Raw genomic sequence first — 24,294 nt, 5'->3', positions numbered from 1 at the left:
AAATGAATTGCTAGAGGTGCCCTTAAGTATCTGCCCTGCATGCAAGCCCCCATATGCTGATCATTTACCGTATGTTAAGCTTCTAGTCAGCATATCATGGTTCAGGGTTTTCGCAATCATCGCATTTGATAAAATTGCAAAACAGATGAGGCTATACTCGAAAATCCAGGTTCAGCCATCATTACTCATCACGCTTTCGGCAGTTCAACAAAAAAGCTACTCCCCTCACCCCTTGTAGACTCCACCCAGATATCCCCATTGTGTCTTTCGATGATGCGCCTCACGATCGTCAGACCCATACCCTCACCGCTCACATGCCCGTCCGGCTGAAGTCTGTGAAATATCTCGAACACTCTCTTTTGGTGCTCCTGCGGTATCCCCACACCGTTATCTCTTATCGCGTAAATGCAGTCACCGCCTTCTTCCTTGCCCTCTATATGTATTTCCAATGGCCTATTCGTGTCCCGATACTTAATCGCGTTATCGATAAGATTGCTGAAAACCTGATCCAATGCCGTCCTGTCCCCCTCACAAGCCGGCAGATCAGCGACTTCCACCTTTGCTTCACATTCCTGGATCTGGTAACGCATCCCGTCTAATATGTCCCCCAAAAGTTTGTTCATATCCAGCTTTACAGGATTGAGTTCCTGCCGTCCAAGCCTGCTCAGCTTCAAAAGACTCTTCATCAGCGAATCCATCTTGTCCGCGCTCGAACTGATAAACCGCATCGACATCGGTATCTCGGTCGTCAGAATTGGAACCAGCTTTTCCCTGAGCCCCTCAGGCACCTCCTCATCCTCAAGCAGCTTCGCAAGCTCCTCACAGCTCTTCTGAAGCTCGGCACTGAAACCCTGGATGTTCACCAGAGGTGAACGCAGATCATGACTGCTCACATGGATAATGCCCTCCAGTTGCTCGTTCTTGTCCGACAACGCCTGTACAAGCCGCTCCCGCTCCCGCTCAGCCTCCTTACGCTCGCTTATGTCCATCACCATGAACACAACACCCTTTGAAATATCCCTGTCCTCTATCGGACTGACGATCAGAAGCACATCGAAAAGCGTTCCGTCTCTCCTCTTCCACCTGCTTTCCACAGCTCCGATTCCGCCGCTCTGAGCCTGTGAATATATCTGGTTGCCCACCTTCAAAAACTCAGTTTCGCTTTCGTACATCTTGCTGCTGTTGCAGCCTTCCAAATCGTCCCTGCTGTACCCTGTAAGCTCGAGCAGCTTTTTGTTCACATTGAACATCCGGCGATTCATTGCCATCCCTATACCCACCGGCGCCGAATTCAACACCGTCTTGAGCGTCTTCTCACTCCTGACAAGTTCCTCCTGTGCTGTCTTCTGTTCAGTTATGTCCTGTATCGAACCAGCCATCCGCACCGGCTCTCCTGCGTCGTTCCAAACCGCCTGCCCCCGAGCCCTGAACCATTTATAATCGCCGCTCTTGGTCTTCAGTCGATACTCCTGATCATACGGCAGTCTTTCATACAAATGCTTAAAATGAGCATGTATTGTTTCGTCTCTGTCTTCAGGATGAAGCGTTTCCTCAAACCACGAAAAGCTCCCCGCAAATTCTTTGTCCCTATACCCAAGCAGTTCATAAAACCTCGGCGAAAACCATACCTCGTCCCTGTCAACCTCCCGCCAGTCCCACAACCCGTCCGAGCTGCCGCGCACCGCCAGATCGAACCGCTCCTGACTCTTCTGTAGTTGTTCCTTGGCTTTGACCGATTCCCGCAGCTCACTCGAAAGCGAATAGGCCATGAATATCACAACACCGATAAAGGCGTATTCGATGGTGTAAACAAATTCATAAAACCCCATCACAACCCCAGCATCTATGGCCGTCGACAGCAGGAACAGACCCATTGCCGCAACCAGAAATCCACCTTTTCGAAATCCAACCTTCTTTGAATACGCCACACTCAAACCGAGAAGAACCAGGTAATTGATCTGCATAGCAATTACCTGCAGATTCCCAATTGCACCCAGTTCGGTTTCGTAATACGTGACTGATGCATCGCCCCAAAGGTTAACCGTTTTAACTAACGGTTCATTCGTGACAACCATCCCGCCCGGATTAATAGCTCCAAAAACAGCCAGTATACCAAAAGCTACAAAGACAAACGCAAGCGTCCGCTTGCCAGCCAGTTTCGTATAATCTACTACGAACCAGAAAAAGCAAAAAGAAATGGCATTGTGAATTATCAGTTGCCAATGCAGCCACAACGATCCCTCCGCCACACTGTCACTGCTGTAAAGCCCTGCGCAAAGCCCCGCATATGCCCCCACCAGTACCGCCGTTATCCCGAATGTCAGATCGGTCGTCCTGGTCTTCTGCCGGAAATAAAACAACAGGTGCAGCACACCCACTGTGAACGAAATAGACGCCATAACAATTGCCGGCAAGGAGGTCAGTGACATTGCATCTCCATTAAAAGCCCCGAATCCTGCGATCGCTTACTCTGATTATATTCGCCTATTGAAATCCGGCAACGAACTTCTTACTGCCTCCGAAAATAACCCCCGCAAGGCACAAAAAAAAAGGAACAGCCCGCGACTGTTCCTCTATTTCTACTTATCCCGGAAGTATGAAAGCTCCGATCTGGATCCCTCGAAACTCATATCTATTTGTATCCCACTGTTATCGAGCTTCTCGCTTGTGCTTTCGCCGCGTATCTCACAACTGCCCGCATCTCCGTCTTCCCTCTCGACACACATCGGACAGCACCCCGACATAAAAACCGCAACAAGCACCAACACCGCCAAAACACAATTCTTTAACATGATCATTCACCTTGGACCTGATTAACATGAATCGCTTCTGGGTATTTTACCCCATGCCATTTCACGGTCAAGAATTAATTACGCCATGCCGGTAAAATTAATCTTCTTTTCAAATTGGTCTCACCTCGCAGCCTGCCGACCGCCCGGCACAATCACCGTCCCTCCGCATTCAGGGCACCTTCCCTTCCTTCCCGCAAGCTCACCTTTCACCCGTATAACCCTGCCGCACTTACAAGCGAATTTGATCACGCCTCCTCCCGCCTTGGCTCTCTGCACCTGCTCTGCCGCTCGTTCAGCCTTTGCCCGCGCAGCCTCCGCGGCCTCCCTCTTCCACCGCTCCCTCTCACGTTTGAGTCTGGCCTCCCGCGCCTCCTGATACGCTGAGTTCTTGTCCTCAACCTTTTTCGCCTCCAGCCCAGCATCCTTCGCCTTCACCGCCACCATCTTCCGGTCCATCCCCAGCATGCTCAGCAGCGACTCCTCATACCGCTCCATCTCCACCCACCCCATCTTCAGCATCAGAACGCCCAGTCCAAATCCGCCCGCAAAACCGCCCACGTGCGCCCAATACGCGGTCCCCGACTCGATCCCAGAAAACGCTCCCCATATATCGAACGTCAGCCAGAAAAGTATCATCCAGTAGCTGCTCAGAGTGAAAGTCGTATAGATCGGCGGGATAAGCCACCAGATAAAACCGCACGTGATCGCATTCGCAGGGAAAAACACCAGAAATATTCCCACAACCCCGTTTATCGCGCCGCTCGCACCGATCGCCCTCTCCCCGCCGAAGATCACATGAGCAGAACCCGATATGAGCCCAACAGCCAGATAAAACAGCAGAAACCGGATGTTCCCCAGCTTCGCGCATACCGCGTTCCCGAATATCCAAAGAAAGACCATGTTTCCGATCAGATGCATGATCCCCCCGTGCAGCCACATGTGCCCGAACATTCCTGTCAGCCCGAATCCATCCAGCACGAACGGCTCAAACAGCGAAAAATCATCCGCGGCAAAACACAGCATCTCAAAACCGAATATGACAACGCACGCCCCGATAATGAACCAGTTAACCACCGGCCATCTTTCTTCAGGCACATCAACCTCTAGCGGTATAAGCATCTGTTCAGCCCTCTCAATATCCGTCCAAAAAATAACCGGGCCCCACTCCAGAACCCCGGCCTTCACCTCTATGGACGGCCCAAATCCCCCCGCGTAACTGAAAAAATCTAAAAAACTCCGAATAGCCGACTTCCAGGCATTATAAGCAACCAAGTTTACCCGCAATAAACCTGATGTAAAATGATTTCCGGATTGTTTTTAAATAAGGTTCAAGGGAAGATAACTTGACTATAGATGGCGTTAAGTTATTATCCCACAATGATTAACAAGTACAAAAAGCGTTCAAAAATTTCGGAGGCCAAATTCCGGCAGATCGTAAAGCTGTTCGCCCTGGATATCGAGGCCACCAAAATTGCTGAGCTGACTGGTCTTTCGAGAAAGACCATCAACACGATTCTTTACAAAATTCGAATACGGATCGCCGAATACTGTCAGCAGCAAAGTCCGTTTGACGTCGGCGAGATTGAGATCGACGAAAGCTATTTCGGAGCCCGAAGGGTGCGTGGCGTTCGAGGCCGTGGTGCTAAGGGCAAGCACATTGTCTTCGGCCTGATAAAACGCGGCGGTAAGGTCTACACGCAGGTGGTCAGAAACTGCTCTAAAAGCACGCTGATGCCCATTATAAAGCAAAAGGTTGATAAGGATTCGATCGTGTACACCGATGGTTTCAAAACCTATGACGGCCTGGTTGACTTTGGCTACAAGAAGCACTATCGCGTCAAACATGGAGAGAACGAATTTGCTGAAGGTCACAATCACATTAACGGAATTGAGAACTTCTGGGCGATTGCCAAAGGTCGGCTCAACAAGTTTCGAGGAATCAGCAAAGGTACCTTTGCTCTGCACCTGAAAGAATGTGAATTTAGATTTAACCATCGACACGATGACCTGTACAAGTTACTGTTAAAAATACTCAGAAAGAACCCAATTTAATCCAAGTTATCTTCCCTTGAACCTTAAATAATTATGTCCATGTCTTCATATCGCCCCCAAAAGAACCGCGCAAACAAAAGGCCCCAGCCAGTATATACCGACCGGGGCCGCAAATCATCCACCTTATGCTATTTCAATGCTTCCTGCACTATGGCCTGTCAATGCACTCTGGTATCTGCCTGCAGTTCAGCCACGTACCCGCAAACTCCGCAAAGTCCGCCAGATCCACAACGCAGTCACCATTAAAGTCATACTCCAGACCCTGACCGTCATAGCAGATCGTCTCGCCGGTAACGTCCGTATACATATACGCAACTGTGACCGGATCGACAACGGAGCTGAATATCTTCACTTCGTCGATCGTACCCTTGAAAGGTATGTTAACCTCTCCGGTAGCCGCATCAAAAGCTTCAGCGCCTATATGAACCGGTACCAGCGGAAGCTCAGGCTGCGGCGTACCGCTGCTCGATCCTTCCAGCACACCGTCAACGTAGATTCTCTGCTCACCGGCAACAGGATCATACTGACCAACCACAAGATGCCATGTATCATCACCGACGGAAGGACCAAAAGCAGGACCTATCGAGCGAGCCGCAAAGATGCTCGCACCGCCGCCTGACATGTTCATGACCCAGCCGCGATATGCGGGCGAATCGTACTTCGACATGATATTCTGGTAATTGCCGTCTGCCGCTGCCTTGACCCATGCGGAAACCGTTATGCCGTTCGGATAGAAATTGAACCACTTCTCCGACCCTGCGATCTCAACGAAAGCGTCATCATAACCTGCCGTGCCCGAATTAGCGTTCAGCACCAGACCCTGACCGCCGCCGAGACCACTGCCGTAAGCTACGTCAGCAACGTCGGAATTCGCCGTGTTAGGATCGACTACAACACCGTCCCAGCCGCCTACCGAATCAGCAAGACTGCTCTCGAACGACCATTCACTGACCAGACGTGCAGTCATGACCAGCGCCTCGGCGGACGCCTCACTGCTCGGCACAGTATTCGACGCAACGCACTTGTACAGACCCTCGTCCGACTGCTGAACATCCGTCAAAGTCAAACTCGCCGTAGTAGCGCCGCTAACCTGCCCCGCAGCGTCCGTCACCAACGTCTCGTTACCTGCCGCGTCCGTCACGTACCAGGCATAGCTCTCTGCATTCTCTGCGACAACACTTAGCGTAACACTCTCCCCTGCCGCAACCGTCGTACCTTCAGGCTGGTCCGTGATCAATACCGTAGGCGGAACCGTCGTAAACGACCACAAGCTGCCCTCATAAAGCGTCGTGCCGTCATAAGCATCAACCTGCCAGTAATACGTCGTCTCGTTGGCAAGCTCACCCGTAGGCGTAGGATCGATACTCGTGTTCGTAATACCGTCCCCGATCAGCGTCATGTCATAAGTCGCACTCTGCGTATTCGGGTCCGTACCGAAGTAAACATCATAACTGCTCGCGGCATATTTCGATGGACCGCTCCAGCTAAGAATCACATCAGTCGCAACCAGTGTCTCACCAGCCGACGGACTCGGCGAACCCGCGGTCGCACTGGAAATAATATCGCCGAAAGAATCCGCGATCTTGAGCTCATCCACGCTGTTCGTAGTCGTGCCCCCGTGATAACCGTGCAGTGCTGCGCCATCTATCGTTATCGGACCGCTGATCGTGATCGACCCTGAAGCCGCATACGTGCTCAGATCATCGATCGCGAAACCTTCTTCGTCACCGTTCGCTACATATAGAGTCGCCACAGTATCAGTGCCGTCATACGCCAACTGTGCAACCATGAACCATACATCCGTTGAACGACTCAATACATTGATGTAATCATCGTTCGAGCTCGAACATATCCCAAGCTGCTTGTTGAGCCATTTGCCTAAAAATAGAACCTGGCTTCCTGCATTCCTCAATTCAACACCAATACCTCTACCGAGCTGACCATCATCCGGCCCGATCTCCACGAGCGCAGAAAACCAAATCTCCGGATTTGTACCGTCGATCGTCACAGCACTGGTCAAGGGACGTGTATACCTTGTAATACCGCCTGTTCCGTTACCAAGGTACAGCGCCTTCAGCCCGCCTACTTCCAGCGCGCCGAACGTATTGCCCGGGCTGCTGAACACGAACTGCGTTGCGTTCCCAGCCTCATCCGTCCAGCCGGCCGACCAGCCGACGCCGCCCGTACTGCCGTCTACGTCCGTTCCGTCAGCGCCGTCGAACGAATCATACGCGACCACGCCCGCATGCGCAGAAAAACTCACCGCGCAAAACAACATCAGGATCACAAAAGATTTCTTCATCGCTACTCTCCTTGCCTTAACTGAAAAACAACTTACTCTATCACTGTTCCGCCGGACACCCGACGTCTGTTCCATTGTTTTTCACACTCTTCCGCTACTGCCGCCGACTCATCACTCGGCAAACGGGTTCCTTCTCCATTCCGTAATTTCCACGGACCAGTTACAAAAATGTGACTTGCCGTTTCGAACTGCCTGTGCACATTCTTACGCGCAACCACTGCCGCTCTTTTGCGCAAAAACATGAAAAAATAAAAAGATATCCCGCAAAACTCACCTGCCGCAAAGTATTTGCCGATTCCACAGCACTTTGTCCACAATTTATCTTGACTCAAACTGTCGTCATAGGTATCATTACGGCCAGTTGAACCGAAACCGCCTATTCACGAGGAAGGGTAAAATGAAATATCTCATCGCATCCACACTTCTGCTGACCGCCGTATTCACTGCAACCGCATCTGCATTCGACCTCTCGAAAACCGACCTCCAGATCCGCGCAGCCGCCGGCGACTCGGACATCCAGACGCACACAATAACCCTCACAAACCCCGCCGACACACCCCTCGACTGGCAGATCGAATACGACTGCCCCTGGCTCCGCATCGAACCCGCGACCGGCACAACACCCGCCGACTCATCCTCAGACATAACCCTCCGGATCGCCCACACCGGCCTCCCCGCAGACGCATACACCACCACAGCAGCCATAACCACCGCCTCCGACCAGCAGAACATCGACCTCACCCTTACCGTAACGATCCCCCTCCGCGTCCCAGCCGACTACCCGACCATCCAGGCCGCAATAGACGCCGCCAACCCAAACGACACCGTCCTGATCGCCCCCGGCACATACACCGGCACAGGCAACCGAGACATAGACTTCAAAGGAAAACCCATAACCGTAAAATCCTCCCACGGCCCCGAACAAACAATAATAGACTGCCAAGGCACCGGGCAGTATCCCCACCGAGGCTTTACTTTCAAAGGGTACAAATTTATAAAGCAGGAAATTTATGGCCTTAAAATAATCAACGGCAAAGCACCGGCTGGCAGTGTTGGTAGAAAAGGCGGCTACCCTGGTTCCGCCATATATATTGAGAACGCTGCCCCTGTCATTAAAAACTGCATTCTGACTTCTAATGCTGATTTTCCAAATACTATAGGAACCATTGCCATCAATAACGATACTATTTTTGAACCGCAAACTATTATTGAAAATTGCACTATCGCAGGTAACGGGACTTCTGGAATCCGGGCTTACAAGGCAAAATTAAAGATGACAGATTGTTTGCTCAAAGACAACAATCAATGGGGTATGTTTATAGACACCTGTTCTCTGGAAGCTGCAAGATGTAAATTTACACTTAATTCACAGGATGGAGTCTATTCCGACGGCGGGTATACGGAGCCCTTAAGATTCGATAACTGTCAATTTATAAATAACTCTTTTACTGGCATTCGTATTAGTAGCACCAATGAGGTTGTAATACTAAATTCCCTGGTAAAAGGCAATGCCGGCGGAATCAGTACGTCAGGAACTTCCATCAGGCCTGTAATTTTTGTGCAAAATACCGCGATAGTCAGCAACTCCTCATCCAAACCTGGTGGTGGGATATCAGTGTACAATAACGGCAGCGCCTCACTTTTCAATTGTCTTATTGCGGATAATTATGCACCAAAGGGGGGAGGTGCATACTTCACCCATGAAAAGAAGTTTAAGATTGTAAATTGCACTTTCGCTTATAATAGAGCCATGCAATCTGCTGGTGGTTTGCACCTTGAATACTGGGCTGATGTGAAGGTCCTCAATTCAATTTTTTGGGGAAATCGAAATTTATCGGATGGCACACTGGGCAGCCAAATTTCGGCGGCAGATGATTACTATCCTGTTTACCTGCTGATTGCTTTCTCTGACATCCAAAATGGTAAGGATGGCATAGATGTTGTAGATAAACTAATCGATTGGCGCGACAATAATATTCTCGCTGATCCTCTTTTTGTTGATACCGGTTATTATGAGGATGGCGAGTTGCAGGACTATGATTTTCGTCTCACTCATCCAATGCCTGACGATGAATTGAAGTTGACTTTGACGAGTCCCTGTATAGATGCGGCTTCAAATTTAAAAGTACCTGCTGACCAGTTTGACGTTGATGGCGATGGCAATGTCACTGAAAAAATATCCATTGACCTTAACGGAAAGCCGAGACTTTCATACCTTTCGTCAGCTCCTGATAGTGGCCAGGGCTCGGGTGCCATTGTAGACATGGGGGCTTATGAAGCCGTAGGAGCCATCCCCGGCGACTTTAATGATGACGAGAAAACAGACTTCAGCGATTTGACCGATTTCTCAGGTAGGTGGATGGCTGATGGTAGATCTTTATGGCAACCGTTACATGAGTGGCATTTTAATACAGGTAGTGGATCTGTTGCTGAGGATGTGGGTTCGGCAGGTGGTCTAGATGCTCATCTGGCGAACCTTGAAAACTCCTGGACTCCATCCAGAGACGGATACGCCCTGCAGTTTGATCACAATGAACAAGTTGTAACAGTTCCGGGTTACTACGGAATTACTGGTACTCAGGCCAGAACCGTAACAGCCTGGATCAAAACTGAAACTACTTGGAAAGCAATTCTGGGCTGGGGCGGTTCGCTTCAAGAGGGAGGAACATGGCTAATCAGCGTCCATGAGGACGGTGCACTGAGGCTATCTGTTAAGGGAGGCAGGAAAATCGGTTCTGCATTATTGAACGATGGTAATTGGCACCATGTTACTGTCGTTCTTCCCGAGATGGAAAACCCAAATGTCACTGACTGTAAATTCTACGTTGATGGTCGTCCCGACGAACCACGGATCGTAGTTCCGTGCTCGATAGATACTGTTTCCGATAAAGAGTTGACCATAGGACATTGGAATGATCGAAGCTTCATGGGCTTAATTGACGGTGTCAGCATCTATAATGACGAGTTGTCCCCCGAAGCTATACTTTCTCTGTATGTCAACGGCAGAGCGCAAACCTGCAGGTATTTGCCTGAAGATCTAACAGGTGACTGCAAAGTAAACTTTAAGGACTTAGCTGTTTTTGCCCAGAGCTGGCTGATGCAGTAATATTAAAAACGAAGATGCTTTAAGAAATATAGAATTGCTTAGACTTGCAATTATAAAGTCCGTGGTTTAGCTCAGTTAAAAAAAGGAATTTATAATGAATCATTCTGAGGGAGTGGAGAACTGGCTTCGGCTGGTGAGGGCGGACGGGGTTGGGCCTAAGACGTTTATCAGGCTCAGGAAGCATTTTGGGACGGTTGAGGATGTGCTCGGGGCGTCGGTTCATCAGCTCACGAAGGTAGAGGGAGTGGGGCCCAAGACGGCGAATGCAATCAGGGGCAGTATTGATAACTTCAATGCAGGCAAGGAGTTAGAGCTTGCCGATAAGCTGGGCGTGACAGTCATTACGATAGATGATGCGCGGTATCCAATGGCGCTGAAGGAGACTTATGATCCGCCGCCGGTACTGTATGTGAAGGGGGAATTTGCCAGGTCGGACAGCCTGGCGGTGGCGATAGTAGGGTCGCGAGGGTGCAGTATTTACGGAAAGGAGCAGGCGGAGAGATTTGCGCATGTGCTTGCCTCATCAGGATTTACGATCGTCAGCGGTCTGGCTCGCGGGATCGATACGGCAGCGCATCGCGGTGCGCTGGCGGCAGGTGGACGGACTATCGCGGTGCAGGGCTGCGGGCTGGGCAACGTATTTCCGCCGGAGAACAGGAAGCTGTTCGAGCTGATATGCGGGCGCGCAAGTGACGGCAATAAAAAGACTTACGTTGGTGATGCTAATGGTCCGGGCGGGGGAAACGGGGCGGTTATCAGTGAGCTGCCTTTGGGATTTGAGCCTTTGTCGCAGAATTTTCCGGCCCGAAACCGGATAATTGCAGGGCTTGTTATGGGGGTGATCGTGATCGAGGCGGCGGCACGGAGCGGCGCGTTAATCACTGCCAAACAAGCACTTACGAACAATCGGGAGGTGATGGCGGTGCCCGGCAGGATCGATTCACCGAGAAGTAAAGGATCAAACGGGTTGATAAAGGAAGGTGCGCGTCTGGTGGACAGCGTGGAGGATGTGATGGAGACGCTTGGGTATGTGGGCGAGGGGCTGAAAGGTCATGTAAGTGCTTGTGAGACAAAGACTAAGGGCAAGGTGGAGACGCCGCTCTTTGATGCAGCGAGACTGAATCTCAGCGACGGCGAGAAGGCGGTTCTGGGCAGTTTTGACGGTGAGCCGGTGCATGTTGAGGAGGTCATACGGGCGTGCGGACGGGGTGCGGGGGAGGTGAACAGTGCACTTATCTCCTTGCGGTTAAAGGGTTTAGTGAAACAGTTGCCGGGGAATGTTTTCGTGAAGAAATGATGTGGGCGTGTAATCTTAGCTGTTTTTGAGGCAATGGCGAGGCTGGTTGTGATAATGATAATCATTATCACAACGTACTTGTGTTTTATGTTGGATGTAGTTTAAACTGGGTTGGGGTTAGGCTATTTGGGGTTGGTAGATGTGGTAATCGGGCGTATGTGGTGGATATCAGAGTGATGGGTGGTAGGGATGTTTTGTGTCGTGGTTTGGTGGTTTTTACGGCTGAGAGCGGTGTTTTCGCTGTTTGGGGCGTTCAAATCGGTAGTTTTGAGCGGATTTTGCGATGCAAATATGTAGACAGTGGCGGTCGGCTTGGATGTTTTTAAGGGTAATCTGAGCGGTTGGGTGGCGTGTTTGAGGAGTTTACGTGCTAGTGGGGGATATTGCCCAGTGGGTTGGGCTGAAATGGGGGTCGGCTGGGAAATCGTGGGTATTTTGCTTTTGGGAAGGGGTGTTTTCTTCCTTCGGATATGGGTAAAGGTGCTGAGAGTGGACACCTGGTAAATAGGACATTGGCTGAAATGGGCTGATTTTGGGCTTTTTTGAGGGGGCAAAAGTAGGGTAAAAACGAGCAAAAGTGGTATATAGGTGGGGTGAAAATGGGGTAAAAGTGGGTAAAAGCTGACAGGCTATTTCCTACCTGTCAAGTGGGAGATTCTTTGAAGACAGTTTTCACCACGAAGGGCACGAAGGAGCACGAAGAAAGGGCTGGAGGACTGTTTTGTTAATAATGATAATCATGATCGACACGGGATTGGGGTTTGGGATTTTTTGGCATGAAGTGTTGTGGAGTCGATGTGTATTGTTTTCTTTTTTAGTTTTTAGTTTTGGTGTTTGGGTGGTGCTTGGGGGGGCGGCTGTGTGCGGTTTTGGCTATTTGGCTCTTTGGCAGTTGGCTGTGTGGGTGGAGTTCAACAATGGCTTGTCGAGAAAGGGGGGGAGGGGCATTTCTTGTGGTGGAGATAATGATAACTATTATCAATACGCTTTTTTGCTCGCACGTTTATAGGCGGTTTGTTCTCTCTGATGGGTATCTGATTTTGCAGGGAAGGGTCTGCTTACCGGGTGGGGCTCTTTTGTTCGGTGGTATTCCGGAAGTTGGTTGTGGCGATTGCCTGGAGTGCGCGCAGAGTGTGACGATTTGTTTTTTGGTGACGGCGTGGGTTGGCCGGGTGGTTGGTCGTTCGTAGGTGGTGTGGTGTTGGTCGTGCGTCCGTTAGGCCGGGGCAGAATATAACAGCCGCGCATTAGGCGTGCTTTTTGGTAGGTCCATTCTCGGCGGACTTTTCATTTAAATGTTATGCGGTTGGTGGGTTCGGGAATTGGAGGTGGGAGTAGAGGATTGGTCCGGTTTTCGGGTTTTGTGATGGGATATTTTCGGTTTGACATTTTGGTGTGTGTCGGTGGATTTCAACCATGGGGGTTTGTGTTGTTAAACCGTGATGGGTTTCCTCGCCTTGACAGATAAAGATAATCATTATCAACACACTTAAGCAATTTGCGGGTCCATAGGCTTTGTCTTTTGTTTGCTGGGTTTTTGGTATAGTGGGAGGCGAGTTGGTTAAGTTTCGTCAGTGTGGGCGTGTTGCGTACGTAGATTGGCCTCCGTGGCCTCGAGCGGCACATGGGTTTGTTCGCGGTTGTGTGCGGGTTGCGCCTATTAGATACCATTTAGATACCATGTTGTTCAGGTGTCCATTCGCGGTTGTGTGCGGGTTGCGCCTATTAGATACCATTTAGATACCATGTTGTTCAGGTGTCCATTCGCGGTTGTGTGCGGGTTGCGCCTCACCGTGATTCTAAGTACACTGTGCGCAACAGGTGTCCATTCGCGGTTGTGTGCGGGTTGCGCCAGGTATACTAGGTTTATGGCACGAGCACAAAACGTGTCCATTCGCGGTTGTGTGCGGGTTGCGCCTCAGACTTTTTCGCCTCGCTGTCATAAGCTGGCGTGTCCATTCGCGGTTGTGTGCGGGTTGCGCCGTGCTCGGTGTGTGCGTACTGCTAACATCAACTTGTGTCCATTCGCGGTTGTGTGCGGGTTGCGCCGAATAACGCGAGAGATCGCGAAAAATCACATAGGTGTCCATTCGCGGTTATGTGCGGGTTGCGCCGAAGACAATAACGAGAGATTCGCGCCTTTGATAGTGTCCATTCGCGGTTGTGTGCGGGTTGCGCCTCTAATTTGGTGAGGTTGTCATGGATCAAGTACCGTGTCCATTCGCGGTTGTGTGCGGGTTGCGCCATGAGGGGGGCGGTGAGGGTAGCGAAACAGTTTGTGTGTCCATTCGCGGTTGTGTGCGGGTTGCGCCTTGGGGGTTCGGATGTCGAGTATGCCCGGGAGTTGTGTCCATTCGCGGTTGTGTGCGGGTTGCGCCTGAGAGTCAGAAGAAGTTTATGAAGTTGATTGAGTGTGTCCATTCGCGGTTGTGTGCGGGTTGCGCCGTAACAGACACTAATATCTTAATTTGGAGACTGGTGTCCATTCGCGGTTGTGTGCGGGTTGCGCCGGCTGTGTTTGCAAGTTGTTTGTTTTCAGTGGTTTGGGCGGCGCATATCGCGAACCCCGGCGGGACATTGTGTTTTTAAGCAATAAGCGTGTGAATACATAGGATATAATTTCTGTAAGTCCCTTTATGCTGCGGAATTAGGCACATTCCGCGAACCTGCCGGGGAATTCGTGCGCGCCTGGAGTTCGCGGCAACTTATGCACATATAAAAAAGCGAATGTTCTCGGCGTAGACTGCTGCCAGCATGATCCGTACACCCGACCCGGCCTGGCGAACAGGACGCGGATGCGGAGATCAGCAGTCGTCGACACTCTCTTCCGAAAACTCCGGCTCCCGGCAATGCCAAATGAGAGCGGGCCGTCAGCCTTCGCAAAGCGAGCATGTTGGCTGATAGGCGTATATTATTATATATAATTCGGGTTCGATCGCAAGTGAAAATCAGAATGGATCGGGGCCGAGCTGTTTGCGAGTTTTTACCGAGTCCGCCCAGAGGTCGAATTGGGGTCGAGGCTTGAAGATGAGGGGCGGTGTTTTTTTGTCTGTGTGGACGGTGAAAGTTTTGGTTTCGGCGTCGTATTTGAGGCCGTTGTTCCAGTAGCCGAGGCCGAAGAATTTGTTGGCGAGATTTGCGGCTGCGTTTATGTCGGCGTTTACGCGATGATCGCAGTGGGGGCATCGGAAGAGGTGGCCGCCGGGTTCCCAGACGGGGTAGCCGAAGTCGGTGCATTTTTCGCGAGGGAGTTTTTCGCGGTAGGGGTTTTTCTTTTTCATGGAGAAGCGGAAGCCGGGGAGGTTGCAGTTGGAGCATATGCGGCTTGTCATCCAGGGATTAATGTCGTCCTTGACGGTGATGCCGAATTCGGGGGCCTGTTCGCTGACGAGTTCGACGATGTGTCGTCGGTTCATGTCGCGGAGCTGGCGGTTCATCCAGCGTTCGTCAAATGCGGAGAATTTGAGGCTATGGAGATTTTCGAACAGGATGAGGTCGGCGGAGTGTTCGCGGGCGAGTGAGACGATGGCGGATGCGCCTTTCTTGAAGCGGTCCTGTGCCATGTTGGTTCTGTGGGCCTGAAGGTTTGCGTTCGATCGCTGGCCCTTTACGGGTTTTCCGTGGCGGCGGCGTTTTCGTTTGAGGTCGTAGTCGTGGCGGCGGACCTGACGGAGCGGGGGTATTGAGGGGCTGTTTATGATGCCTTTTTTGAGTGATTCGGTTTGCCATGCGGAGTCGTTTCGTGTGCCCTGTGTGAGAGCGAATGCGCCGATGTGACGGATGCCGAGGTCGATTGAAAGTATGCGCAGGGGTTTGCGTGTTTTGCCGTCGGAGGAGAAGGCGTTGTCGGCGGGGCATTTTCGGTTTTTGGTTTTTGCCCATTTGACACGCGGCGGGCAATCCTGTTCGAAGACCGTGAAGAGCAGTTCGCTGCGGTTGTTCTTGATCATGAGCTTTGCGCCGGCGATGCCTGCTTTTCGTTCGGCGTCGGTCGGTGCGGGGCGTGAGAGCTTTTTGCCGATCTTTCCGCCGAGATATGGCGGAAAGCGGCCTTCGGTTTCGAATGTTTCGGCGCGCCATGAGGGGACGAGTCGGGGGTCGGGCTTGAGGCTGGCGGGCATCCAGTTGAAGAACCAGTTGCCGTCGTCGTCCTCGTCTATGAGCAGGAGTTGGATGGTTCCATTTTCGAAGTCTGCTTTTTTGTAGAACTGGTCGAGTTCCATGGTGAACCAGTAGGGGTGTCTGTACGGCGAGGGGAGCGTGAGGGTCGGGGGTCTTTTGAAGGAGTCGAATTTTTTGACGTATGTTCGGCGTAGGTTTTCGAGGGTTTTGAGTTCGGGGTTGTTGTCTTCGAGCCAGTCGAGCAGGCGGGTAATGTATTTGTTCTGCTGGGGGTATTTGGTGATTATCTGTTTGCGAACGTCGTCGGTGACGGTTTTGAAGTCTGAGGCGGAGGCCTTGTTTCGCCATTCTATTATTTCGGGGTTTTCGCTGAGCCATTTGTACCAGAGGTGCCAGCGGGCGAAGCGTTTGCCGGTCTTACGGGGGCGGTTGTTTTTGGAGGCGGTAGGCTGCTGTTCGGCGGCGAGCTGGGAGGTGATGCGGTCGTCATCGCATAGCTTGAGGAAGTTTTGATATGGGCCGTTATAGAACTGCATGAATTCGGGGTGCTTTTGCTGCCATTCGTTTTTGTCTTTGAGCCAGGCTGCGCGGTCCTTCCGCCACTGCTGCATGAGTTCTCGGTTTGAGCGGATGTAGGCGGAGGCGCTGTCGCAGACCTGGTGCCAGAATTTGGCTGGTACGGCGAGTGTTTCTGGAGAAGGGATGACCTTGCCGCGAGATTTTGTGTGTATAGCGCGGTTCTTGACGGTTGCGAAGCGTTCGGCCTGGAGGAAGAGAGGGCCCGTGGTTTTGTGTATGCGACGGGCGAGGTCGGTCCATTCTTCGTCCAGTGTCGAGGTGGGTTGGTCGCGGGTTATCTGGTCCATAACGCCGTGGGCAAAAGTGTTGGAGCGGGAGAGCATTATCTGGGCGAGCTTCTTATGGTCGGGGCCGAATTTGCCGTTCTGCATGCGGAGGTATGTATTGATCATCTGCTTGAGCGATTCTACAAAGACGACGTGGGTGCGATCGAGTGCGGCGGCGAGGCGGGAGTCGGTGAGGATCCGGGCACGGTACGATTTGGTTGCCATTTATTTGTCCTCCTGTGGACGTTTGCGATTTTGTGGAAACTGTTTTATTTTAGTATTTTGTATCCGGTTGTCAAGTGCAGGACGGCGAAAAGTATCACTTCATTGACCGTGTCAGTTTTGCTGTGCGAATGCAATGCGGTTGATGGACTAATACGCATTGTGATTAATTCTCATGCTTAATCCATTCAGTATTGCATATTGAGCAGAACATTTCTGAGGTTATATTGTTCCATGCAACTGTTCCTGCGTTGAATATTTCCTCATAATTTTTGTAAATGCGGTTGCTCAAGTAGTGACTCTTCATATAGGCCCAAAGACGTTCTATCGGATTCAATTCCGGACTGTATGCAGGCAGGTGAAGCAGGCTGATATTCTTCGGCACAACCAACTGTTTAGCGATATGCCAACCAGCCTGATCAAGAACCAGAACCACATGTACATCTTTGCCTGCCTCCTCGCTTATAAATCTCAGGTGGTGATTCATATAATCAGTGTTAACAGTCGGAGTAATCACAGCCGACGATTTGCCATTGACAGGATTGACAGCTCCAAAAATATATACCCAATCATACTCGGTCTGCTTTACTGCTGTAGGCCTGGATCCTTTTGGAGCCCAAACATTGGTCAGTGTTCCTTGCTGGCCTATTCGCACTTCGTCCTGGAACCAGATCTCAATTTTCTTTTCGGGGTTTTCTGTTCGGACTTTTTGGACAAAAAGGGGGCTTGCTCCAACCACTGCTGCATTTTTTCCGGATCGTTCTTTCGGTGCTTAGGCCTTGGTTTTAGACATGAAAGCCCCAATCTATGCATTAGATCATAGACGCCGAAGAGCGAATATTTTACGCCAAATTCTCTTTCAAGAATCCGTCTTATGTCTCTGCCGCGTAGCACACATACACCACCGTCTGAATCGGTTGGTCCATCTTGAATTCGCTTGATCAACTCAGGCTCTTTTTTGCGTGGCAGTTTTGTAGGCCTGCCGCTTTGACGTTTTGGTGCGATAGCCTCAATGCCGCCATCACGGTAGAAATAACACCATCGCTGAACGAAGTTTTTGCTGCGATCAAGTTTTGTCATGATCGCTTTTGTTTGCCATCCCTCCAATGCCAGGGCTACCACCCGATATCGATCTCGCTGCTTTGCATTGGTTTCAATCCGAGCTTTTTCTTTTAACTTTTGCAGGTCACCGTACTTGATCTCACTGATGTGCATGCCATATTTCCTTTCATTTTTTAGGAATTATGACACATCATTAGCGATGGCGCAAGTCTAAAACCGTGGCGCGCGAAAAAATTTCACAATGCGTATAACACTTTCTGCCTTTTGTGTGTTTGTTGGGTGTGTTGCTTTTGGCAGGGTGATGACGGGTGGGGCGGTGGTCAATGAACTAATGCTTTGTGCCTGTGCGTATTGGGGGGCGAAGTTTGGGGGATGTTTGCTTGTGGAATTGGGGGTTGTTGAGTATACTGATGGGTGTGGTGTTTTTGATTCTGATTTTTGATTTTGTTTTGGTTGTGTGGAGTTGTTATGGATAGACGGGCTTTTTTGAAGGTTAGCGGTGCTGCGGCGTTGGGGGTTGGTGCTTTGCGGGGTGTTTCGTTTGGTGCGGAGCGGAAGGCGGCTGGGCCGAACGTGGTGATGATCTATCTGGACGACAGCGGGTACGGGGATTATGAGCACAACGGCAATCCGACGATCAAGACGCCGAATATACGGCGGATGGTGCAGGAGGGGGTGAGCTTTTCGCAGTTTTACGTGACGTCGCCGGCGTGTTCCGCGTCGCGGTTTTCGCTGTTGACTGGGCGGTATCCCGGGCGGAGCGGGCTTGGTCGATGGGTAGTTGGGCCGGGTTCGAAGATGCATATTCATCCGAAGGAGGTGACGCTGGCGGACGGGTTGAAGAGCAAGGGGTATACTACGGGGATCTTTGGGAAGTGGCATCTGGGGAATCCGAACGGGCGGAACGGCATGACGCGTGATGCGCTGCCTTTGGCGCATGGGTTCGATGAGTGGATGGGTACAAATGTTTCGCATGATTATGGGAACGCCAAGCTGATGGAGTCGGATGCGAGTGGGGAAGATCCGGTGAAGGGGTATCGGACGCTTGCGCGGAATCTGCCTTCGAATACGGAGGTTTGTGATTCGCTGACGAAGCGGACGACGGAGGGGGCGTTGCGGTTTATCGAGAAGAATTCGAGCAGGCCTTTCTTTGCGTATGTGGCGTATAATATGCCGCATTTGGGTATACATGCGAGCGATGAGTTCAAGGGGAAGTCGCGGCGGGGGCTGCTGGGCGATGTGATGATGGAGATCGATGATGGCGTGGGGCGGATACGTGAGATGCTGGAGAAAGCGGGGGTGAGTGAGAATACGCTGGTTGTGTTTGCGTCGGATAATGGGCCATGGGTGAAGTTTCGGGATACGAAGGATCATCCGAGGTACGGCGAGGCGCGGATGCATGTTGGGTATGCGTATCCGTTCCGGGACGGGAAGGGTTCGACGTGGGAAGGCGGGCATCGTGTGCCGGGGATATTCTGCTGGCCGGGGAAGATACCGGGGAACCGGATCGTGCAGGAGCCTGCGAGTACGCTGGATGTGCTGCCTACGGTGTTCGCGATGGCGGGGGTTGAGGTGCCTGAGGATAGGACGATCGACGGGCGGGATATACGTGGGCTGCTGATGCCTGGGGAGTATGCGTGGGAGGAGGGGCCGTTCACGTTTTATTATAACTATTGGGACAACAAGCCGTCGGCGATACGGAAGGGGGCTTGGAAGCTGCATATTCGGATCGGGTCGCAGACGGGGAACAATTACGGGTTCAGTGCGTCGCGTGAGAAGCCGCTGCTGTTCAATGTGGAGGAGGATCTTGGTGAGAGGATCGACCGAGCGGCGGAGAGGCCTGAGCTGGTGAAGGAGATGCTGGGGGAGCTGGAGGCGTTCGAGAAGCAGCTTAAGCAGGAGGGAAGTTTCTGGGATTGAGGGATGCAGTGCGGGTTTTTGCAGTGCCGGCTAAATCGAGGTGGTAACTGAGAAATTTAGTTGTGGGGGAGGTGTGCGTCTGCTATAATGGGGAGAAATACCGATGCGGCGATGCCGGGTTGAGGGCAGTTTTTGCGGGTTGCTGTGTGGTTGGGGGCGGTATAGATGCCGTTTTTGCGAAAGGAGAGGGTTGATGAGAAGGCATTTCTTTATTGCGGCGATTTTTGCGTTTTCTCTTTTTGCGATTGCGGCGTGGACACCGCTGGCTGTGAAGGACGATCCGCTGGTGCGGATGCCTGGTACGCAGCCGGGTGATGGGGTTGATCTGGAGGGGCCTGGGCGGTGTCTTAACTGTCATGCTGATTACGATCCGGCGGTTGAGCCGGGGTTTAACTGGTCGGGTTCGATGATGGCGCAGTCGGCGCGGGATCCGATATTTTATGCGTGCTTTACGGTTGCGATGCAGGATTCGATCTGGGCGCTGGGGAATCCGAATGCTGGGGATCTTTGCATGCGTTGTCATTTTCCGGAGGGCTGGGTCGAGGGCAGGAGTGATCCGGTGAACGCGTCGATGATGGCGGGGACGGATTTTAACGGGATACACTGTGATTTCTGTCATACGATGTACGATCCGTTTTTCGAGACGACTTTTGCGGGGCTGCGTGAGGGTTCGGACTGGATCGGATACTGGGACGAGGCGGGGAACACCGGGCCGGGGAGTGGGACGCTTTCGCAGACGATGGCGCTGGAGACGTATCAGGCGGATGCGTTGGAGGCGAGCGGGGTTACGACGCTTTCGGGGGATGCGTTTTATGACAAGTTCAATCAGCCGATCTATCCGACGTATGCGGAGAATGCGAGCGGTCAGTTCTTCGTGAGTGCGGGCGGTGAGAAGCGGGCGAGTTTTGCGGACGCGGGTGCGAAGCATTCGATGCTTTACAGCAGGTATCATAAGTCTAAGTATATGTGTGCGACGTGTCATGATGTGTCGAATCCTGCTTTGGCGAATCTGGGGTTGTCAGGTTTGGCCGATCAGTCGGGCGGAGCGCATGAGATATCGGAGCAGTATTCGGCGAGCAGTTATTTTCATGTGGAGCGGACGTTCTCGGAGTTTATGCTTTCGGCGTACGGGCGCGGCGGGGCTGCGACGAATGCGGAGTTTGCTCAGTTGACGGCGGGGGTTGGTTTTGCGGGCAAGTGCCAGGACTGCCATATGCGGGACGGGATCGGGTACGGCTGTGACAAGAACGGTGTGCCCTTGAGGCCCAGCGAGAGTACGGAGCATCCGAATTCGGGGATGCCTGTGCATGATCTTACGGGCGGCAATTCGTGGATTTCGTATATACTGGCGAGTCTGGACGAGTCGGGGCCGGTGTATGATGCGCGGAATGCGGAGATACTGGGCAAGGGGCCGGATGTGCTGACGCTGGATCTGTCGGCGGGTGAGAGTCCGGTGAACAACGGGGCGAAGCTCAAGGCGGGGTCCGATCGGGCACTGGATCAGTTGGGACTGGCGGCGACGATCAAGGGAGTTTCGTATGATCCGGTCAGCGGTGCGCTGGGGTTCCGGGTGCAGAACAATACGGGGCACAAGCTGATCAGCGGATTTCCGGAAGGCAGGCGGATGTTCGTGAATATCAGGGCGTATCGCGGTGAGGAGCTTTTGTATGAAGTGAATCCTTACGACTATTCAGTCGGTACGCTGAAGGGGTTGGCAAAATCGAACAGCAGTCCTGCGCTTGGTGAAGGGGAAGCGTATTCAGATGTGCTGGTGTATGAGGTGCATCCTTCTAGCGATCTGACGGGTGAGGATGAGACGTTCCATTTCGTGCTTGCGACGGGGCGGTACAAGGACAATCGTATTCCGCCGAAGGGTTTTGATATAAGTGCGGCGGGTGAGAGGCTGAGTCGGCCTGTATGGCACGGGGTTGTGGATGAGGGTTATTTCACCGCGAAGGAATATGCGGGCGGATATGATCAGGTCGATATGCATATTGCTAAGTGGGCGGATAAGGTGGAGGTTTCGGTTTATTATCAGGGGACGTCGCGAGAATATGTCGAGTTCCTGCGGGATGAGATCAACGGTTCGGATACGCTGAGCAGTCCGTCGCCTTCGGGTACGGGGGACGCTTATGTTATTCAGACGGATCCGTTCTTTGCGAAGCTGCGGGCGTGGGGTGATACGATCTGGGATCTGTGGTATCACAATCACGGGCTGGACGGCAGCGGTGCGGCGGTGCCGGGTATCGTGCCTTATGAGATGGCGAGTGCGGAAGTGAGTGTCGGCGTGGTGGTGCCCGGTGACTTTGAGCCGGACGGGGATGTGGATGCTGATGATTTCGCGGTTGTTGCGGATCAGTGGCTTACGGCGGGACCGGAGGCGGATATGACACTTGACGGCGTTGTGGATTACAGTGACTTTGCGATATTTGCAGGGTACTGGCTGGGACAGTAGGGCTGTTTGAGTCAGACTGGACGATTGTTATGCTGTTACATGGATAATGCAAGATCAGCCAGTTGGCCAGTCGCAGAAATTTGACAGCCTGGTCTCCGACGAACTTTCATTTGAGGTATCTGTCGGGATCTGTTTCGGGGGTTGGGTTGGCGTTTTTGTCTGGGATAAGGAAGCACTTTTTGTGTAAGAATCGAAGGATCGATCGGCGGATGGTTCTGTAGGGATTGGCTATAAGGCGGTGTGCTTTTATCCAGCCGGGACGATTTTTGTATGTCGCGAGTTCGTCGGAGGTGAGCAGATGCGGCTGGAATTTTCTTTTGTGTTTGCATAGGTGATAGATGTCCGCGTGCTGGAGATGTTTGCGGATGTAGTGCGAGAGGGCGGGCAGAATCGGGGACGTTTTGATGTGACGGCTGATCTGGAAATCGATGAGGCGGGGCTTGCCGTCCTCACCGACGATGATGTTTCCGCGTTTGTTCATGTCGATGTAAGCGATGTTCCGCTGGTGTATTTTTTTCAGCAGATCGCGGAGTTCATCGAAGAAAGCCGGATCCAGGCAGGGACGGTCGTCGAGGGTGTTGCCGGGGATGTAGTTGTAGACGAAGCCATATTTGCCGTATGGGCTGTAAATTTGGGGAACGTTTGGTATCTCTTTTACCAGTGCAAGCATACGCATTTCGTGGCGGCACATTAATTTGCCGAGCCATTTGAGAGGGAGGCCGAAAAAGCTTCTGCAACGGGCCATTTTCAGAACGACTTTTGGGGGTGCGCTGTTTGCTTGCTGGGGATCGATAAGGTATATTCCCGTGACCGCGAAAAAGTCGTTCTTCAAAACCTGCCAAAGCTGAAAGTCTTTTCCTTTGACGGTGATACGCTCAGGCAGGCCGTTGAGACCCGCTGCATAGAAGTTGTTTGAGAATGCTTCAGCTTTCATGGGCTTTAGGCTACCATAAAAAAAGTTTGAACCGCAGGTCGCGGTAAAAGCTCCGCATAAACCAGAAGATAATGGAAAGCAGGGAAATAAACAATAAAACAATACAGGTTTTTGTGGAATTTGGTGTTTTCATGTGGGTTTCAATTGATCAGGCGGAGCCTGCGAGGTCTTTCAGGCACTCGTGAGGGCAGGGCCTTAATGGAGGTAAAGGGCAGGAGTTTCTTGCTCATTGCGGTTTTGGCGGGTAGTATTGTGTTAGTCCAATGATCGTAATTTTTCTGAACTGGAGGTGCAGCGTAGATGGGCAGTGTTTGGATGGCATTCGGTTTGACGTTGTTCGCGGGGCTTGCGACGGGGATCGGGAGTGTGATCGCTTTTTTTGCGGGGCGGACGAATTACCGGTTTCTGTCGGTGGCGACTGGATTTTCAGCGGGGGTGATGCTGTACGTTTCGTTCGTGGAGATATTTTTCAAGGGGGCCGATTCGCTGGTTGCGGTTTATGGTGAGAGGTGGGGGCAGTGGGTGAATGTGATGTCGTTTTTCGGGGGGATACTGTTTATCGGGGTGATAGACAATCTTGTGCCGTCGGCGGAAAATCCGCATGAGGTTCATACGGCGGAGGAGCAGGAACCTCTGCATGATGAGAATGCACCGATGCCGGATTTTGATCATGTACCGGAGGTGGCGGGGGCGCACGATCATCGGGTGGATCATTCGAAGCTGATGCGGATGGGGATGTTTACGGCGCTTGCGATAGCGATACATAATTTTCCGGAGGGGCTGGCGACGTTTCTGGCGGCGCTGGAGGATCCGAGCGTGGGGCTTGCGATCGCGGTGGCTATCGCGCTGCACAACATACCGGAGGGGATCAGTGTTTCGGTGCCGATATATTACGCGGTTGGGAGTCGGCGGAAGGCGTTTGTGTATTCGTTTTTGAGCGGGCTGGCCGAGCCTGTGGGGGCGGGGATGGCTTATGTTGCGATGCGGCTGATCGTGGGGGAAGGCGGTGTGTTCCCGCCTCAGGTGATGGGTGTGCTGTTCGGCGGTGTTGCGGGTGTGATGGTGTATATCAGCCTGGATGAGCTGCTGCCGACGAGCCGGGCGTACGGCAAGGGGCACGACAGTCTGCTGGGGCTGATCGGGGGTATGGCGGTGATGGCGGTTAGTTTGCTGTTGATGTAGCTT

Annotated in this window: 16 protein-coding genes and 1 CRISPR repeat array; of the genes, 7 read left to right on the top strand and 9 right to left on the bottom strand. The window is 52.1% G+C overall.

All coding sequences use genetic code 11. The annotated features are described in order from the left end of the window. Nucleotides 1-188 precede the first annotated feature (188 nt). The 3 genes from STSP2_RS13955 to STSP2_RS13945 form a co-directional block, all read right to left on the bottom strand. Entirely contained in the window at nucleotides 189-2,429 is a 2,241-nt protein-coding gene (locus STSP2_RS13955) for a PAS domain S-box protein (RefSeq protein WP_146663356.1), read from the bottom strand. A 150-nt stretch (nucleotides 2,430-2,579) separates the two neighbouring features. Next, complete coding sequence (locus tag STSP2_RS13950) at nucleotides 2,580-2,792, bottom strand: hypothetical protein (RefSeq protein ID WP_146663355.1); 213 nt, start codon at nucleotides 2,790-2,792, stop codon at nucleotides 2,580-2,582. Nucleotides 2,793-2,912: 120 nt separating this feature from the next. After that, on the bottom strand, nucleotides 2,913-3,911 hold the full coding sequence (locus tag STSP2_RS13945) for a rhomboid family intramembrane serine protease (protein WP_146663354.1): 999 nt from the start codon (nucleotides 3,909-3,911) through the stop codon (nucleotides 2,913-2,915). A 258-nt stretch (nucleotides 3,912-4,169) separates the two neighbouring features. Between STSP2_RS13945 and STSP2_RS13940 the strand changes: the two genes are divergently transcribed. Next, the gene (locus STSP2_RS13940; protein WP_146663900.1) at nucleotides 4,170-4,844 is read left to right on the top strand and encodes an IS1595 family transposase; all 675 of its coding nucleotides are present in this window, start codon (nucleotides 4,170-4,172) and stop codon (nucleotides 4,842-4,844) included. A gap of 148 nt (nucleotides 4,845-4,992) precedes the next feature. On the opposite strand, the gene STSP2_RS13935 is transcribed toward STSP2_RS13940, so the two are convergent. Together STSP2_RS13935 and STSP2_RS17770 are read right to left on the bottom strand one after the other, a co-directional pair. Next, the gene (locus STSP2_RS13935) at nucleotides 4,993-7,146 is read right to left on the bottom strand and encodes a LamG-like jellyroll fold domain-containing protein (RefSeq protein ID WP_169853232.1); all 2,154 of its coding nucleotides are present in this window, start codon (nucleotides 7,144-7,146) and stop codon (nucleotides 4,993-4,995) included. A 351-nt stretch (nucleotides 7,147-7,497) separates the two neighbouring features. After that, nucleotides 7,498-7,791: a hypothetical protein gene (locus tag STSP2_RS17770; RefSeq protein ID WP_236782770.1), complete on the bottom strand. Its 294-nt coding sequence runs from the start codon at nucleotides 7,789-7,791 to the stop codon at nucleotides 7,498-7,500. Between STSP2_RS17770 and STSP2_RS13930 the strand changes: the two genes are divergently transcribed. The 3 genes from STSP2_RS13930 (at nucleotide 7,676) to STSP2_RS13920 (ending at nucleotide 12,558) form a co-directional block, all read left to right on the top strand. Further along, nucleotides 7,676-10,252, top strand: a complete 2,577-nt coding sequence (locus STSP2_RS13930) for a right-handed parallel beta-helix repeat-containing protein (protein ID WP_418202215.1) — start codon at nucleotides 7,676-7,678, stop codon at nucleotides 10,250-10,252. The genes STSP2_RS17770 and STSP2_RS13930 overlap by 116 nt on opposite strands. A gap of 94 nt (nucleotides 10,253-10,346) precedes the next feature. Beyond that, a complete protein-coding gene (locus tag STSP2_RS13925; protein ID WP_146663351.1) occupies nucleotides 10,347-11,549 on the top strand; it encodes a DNA-processing protein DprA in 1,203 nt (400 codons plus the stop codon). A gap of 739 nt (nucleotides 11,550-12,288) precedes the next feature. Then, nucleotides 12,289-12,558, top strand: a complete 270-nt coding sequence (locus STSP2_RS13920) for a hypothetical protein (protein WP_146663350.1) — start codon at nucleotides 12,289-12,291, stop codon at nucleotides 12,556-12,558. A 617-nt stretch (nucleotides 12,559-13,175) separates the two neighbouring features. Further along, a CRISPR array of direct repeats spans nucleotides 13,176-14,059; the repeat unit is 32 nt; unit sequence GTGTCCATTCGCGGTTGTGTGCGGGTTGCGCC. A 438-nt stretch (nucleotides 14,060-14,497) separates the two neighbouring features. Here STSP2_RS13920 and STSP2_RS13915 read toward each other — a convergent pair. The 3 genes from STSP2_RS13915 to STSP2_RS13905 all read right to left on the bottom strand — a co-directional run bounded on the left by STSP2_RS13915 (nucleotide 14,498) and on the right by STSP2_RS13905 (nucleotide 17,953). Further along, a complete protein-coding gene (locus tag STSP2_RS13915; RefSeq protein WP_146663349.1) occupies nucleotides 14,498-16,741 on the bottom strand; it encodes a zinc ribbon domain-containing protein in 2,244 nt (747 codons plus the stop codon). A gap of 163 nt (nucleotides 16,742-16,904) precedes the next feature. Continuing rightward, the gene (locus STSP2_RS13910) at nucleotides 16,905-17,477 is read right to left on the bottom strand and encodes an IS630 family transposase (RefSeq protein ID WP_146659672.1); all 573 of its coding nucleotides are present in this window, start codon (nucleotides 17,475-17,477) and stop codon (nucleotides 16,905-16,907) included. After that, a complete protein-coding gene (locus tag STSP2_RS13905; protein ID WP_146659670.1) occupies nucleotides 17,384-17,953 on the bottom strand; it encodes a winged helix-turn-helix domain-containing protein in 570 nt (189 codons plus the stop codon). Before STSP2_RS13905 ends, STSP2_RS13910 begins: the two co-directional genes overlap by 94 nt. A 315-nt stretch (nucleotides 17,954-18,268) precedes the next feature. Here STSP2_RS13905 and STSP2_RS13900 point away from each other — a divergent pair, with 315 nt between their 5' ends. Then, nucleotides 18,269-19,720, top strand: a complete 1,452-nt coding sequence (locus tag STSP2_RS13900; protein WP_205847909.1) for a sulfatase family protein — start codon at nucleotides 18,269-18,271, stop codon at nucleotides 19,718-19,720. 193 nt (nucleotides 19,721-19,913) lie between these two features. Then, nucleotides 19,914-22,175: a GC-type dockerin domain-anchored protein gene (locus STSP2_RS13895; protein WP_146663348.1), complete on the top strand. Its 2,262-nt coding sequence runs from the start codon at nucleotides 19,914-19,916 to the stop codon at nucleotides 22,173-22,175. A gap of 106 nt (nucleotides 22,176-22,281) precedes the next feature. Here the strand turns inward: STSP2_RS13895 and STSP2_RS13890 are convergent, their stop codons facing one another. Then, the gene (locus STSP2_RS13890; protein ID WP_146663347.1) at nucleotides 22,282-23,109 is read right to left on the bottom strand and encodes a protein kinase family protein; all 828 of its coding nucleotides are present in this window, start codon (nucleotides 23,107-23,109) and stop codon (nucleotides 22,282-22,284) included. 300 nt (nucleotides 23,110-23,409) lie between these two features. Here STSP2_RS13890 and zupT point away from each other — a divergent pair, with 300 nt between their 5' ends. Next, complete coding sequence (gene zupT, locus STSP2_RS13885) at nucleotides 23,410-24,291, top strand: zinc transporter ZupT (protein ID WP_146663346.1); 882 nt, start codon at nucleotides 23,410-23,412, stop codon at nucleotides 24,289-24,291. The last annotated feature ends 3 nt before the right edge of the window (nucleotides 24,292-24,294 follow it).

The organism is Anaerohalosphaera lusitana, assembly GCF_002007645.1.
Classification (GTDB): domain Bacteria; phylum Planctomycetota; class Phycisphaerae; order Sedimentisphaerales; family Anaerohalosphaeraceae; genus Anaerohalosphaera; species Anaerohalosphaera lusitana.
This window is presented reverse-complemented; position numbering and strand designations above follow the sequence as displayed.

Coding starts and splice junctions, on each gene's coding strand:
- STSP2_RS13955 (WP_146663356.1), bottom strand. CDS start 2,429: ATGTCACTGACCTCCTTGCCGGCAATTGTTATGGCGTCTATTTCGTTC.
- STSP2_RS13950 (WP_146663355.1), bottom strand. CDS start 2,792: ATGTTAAAGAATTGTGTTTTGGCGGTGTTGGTGCTTGTTGCGGTTTTT.
- STSP2_RS13945 (WP_146663354.1), bottom strand. CDS start 3,911: ATGCTTATACCGCTAGAGGTTGATGTGCCTGAAGAAAGATGGCCGGTG.
- STSP2_RS13940 (WP_146663900.1), top strand. CDS start 4,170: ATGATTAACAAGTACAAAAAGCGTTCAAAAATTTCGGAGGCCAAATTC.
- STSP2_RS13935 (WP_169853232.1), bottom strand. CDS start 7,146: ATGAAGAAATCTTTTGTGATCCTGATGTTGTTTTGCGCGGTGAGTTTT.
- STSP2_RS17770 (WP_236782770.1), bottom strand. CDS start 7,791: ATGTCTGAGGATGAGTCGGCGGGTGTTGTGCCGGTCGCGGGTTCGATG.
- STSP2_RS13925 (WP_146663351.1), top strand. CDS start 10,347: ATGAATCATTCTGAGGGAGTGGAGAACTGGCTTCGGCTGGTGAGGGCG.
- STSP2_RS13920 (WP_146663350.1), top strand. CDS start 12,289: ATGATCGACACGGGATTGGGGTTTGGGATTTTTTGGCATGAAGTGTTG.
- STSP2_RS13915 (WP_146663349.1), bottom strand. CDS start 16,741: ATGGCAACCAAATCGTACCGTGCCCGGATCCTCACCGACTCCCGCCTC.
- STSP2_RS13905 (WP_146659670.1), bottom strand. CDS start 17,953: ATGCACATCAGTGAGATCAAGTACGGTGACCTGCAAAAGTTAAAAGAA.
- STSP2_RS13900 (WP_205847909.1), top strand. CDS start 18,269: ATGGATAGACGGGCTTTTTTGAAGGTTAGCGGTGCTGCGGCGTTGGGG.
- STSP2_RS13895 (WP_146663348.1), top strand. CDS start 19,914: ATGAGAAGGCATTTCTTTATTGCGGCGATTTTTGCGTTTTCTCTTTTT.
- STSP2_RS13890 (WP_146663347.1), bottom strand. CDS start 23,109: ATGAAAGCTGAAGCATTCTCAAACAACTTCTATGCAGCGGGTCTCAAC.
- zupT (WP_146663346.1), top strand. CDS start 23,410: ATGGGCAGTGTTTGGATGGCATTCGGTTTGACGTTGTTCGCGGGGCTT.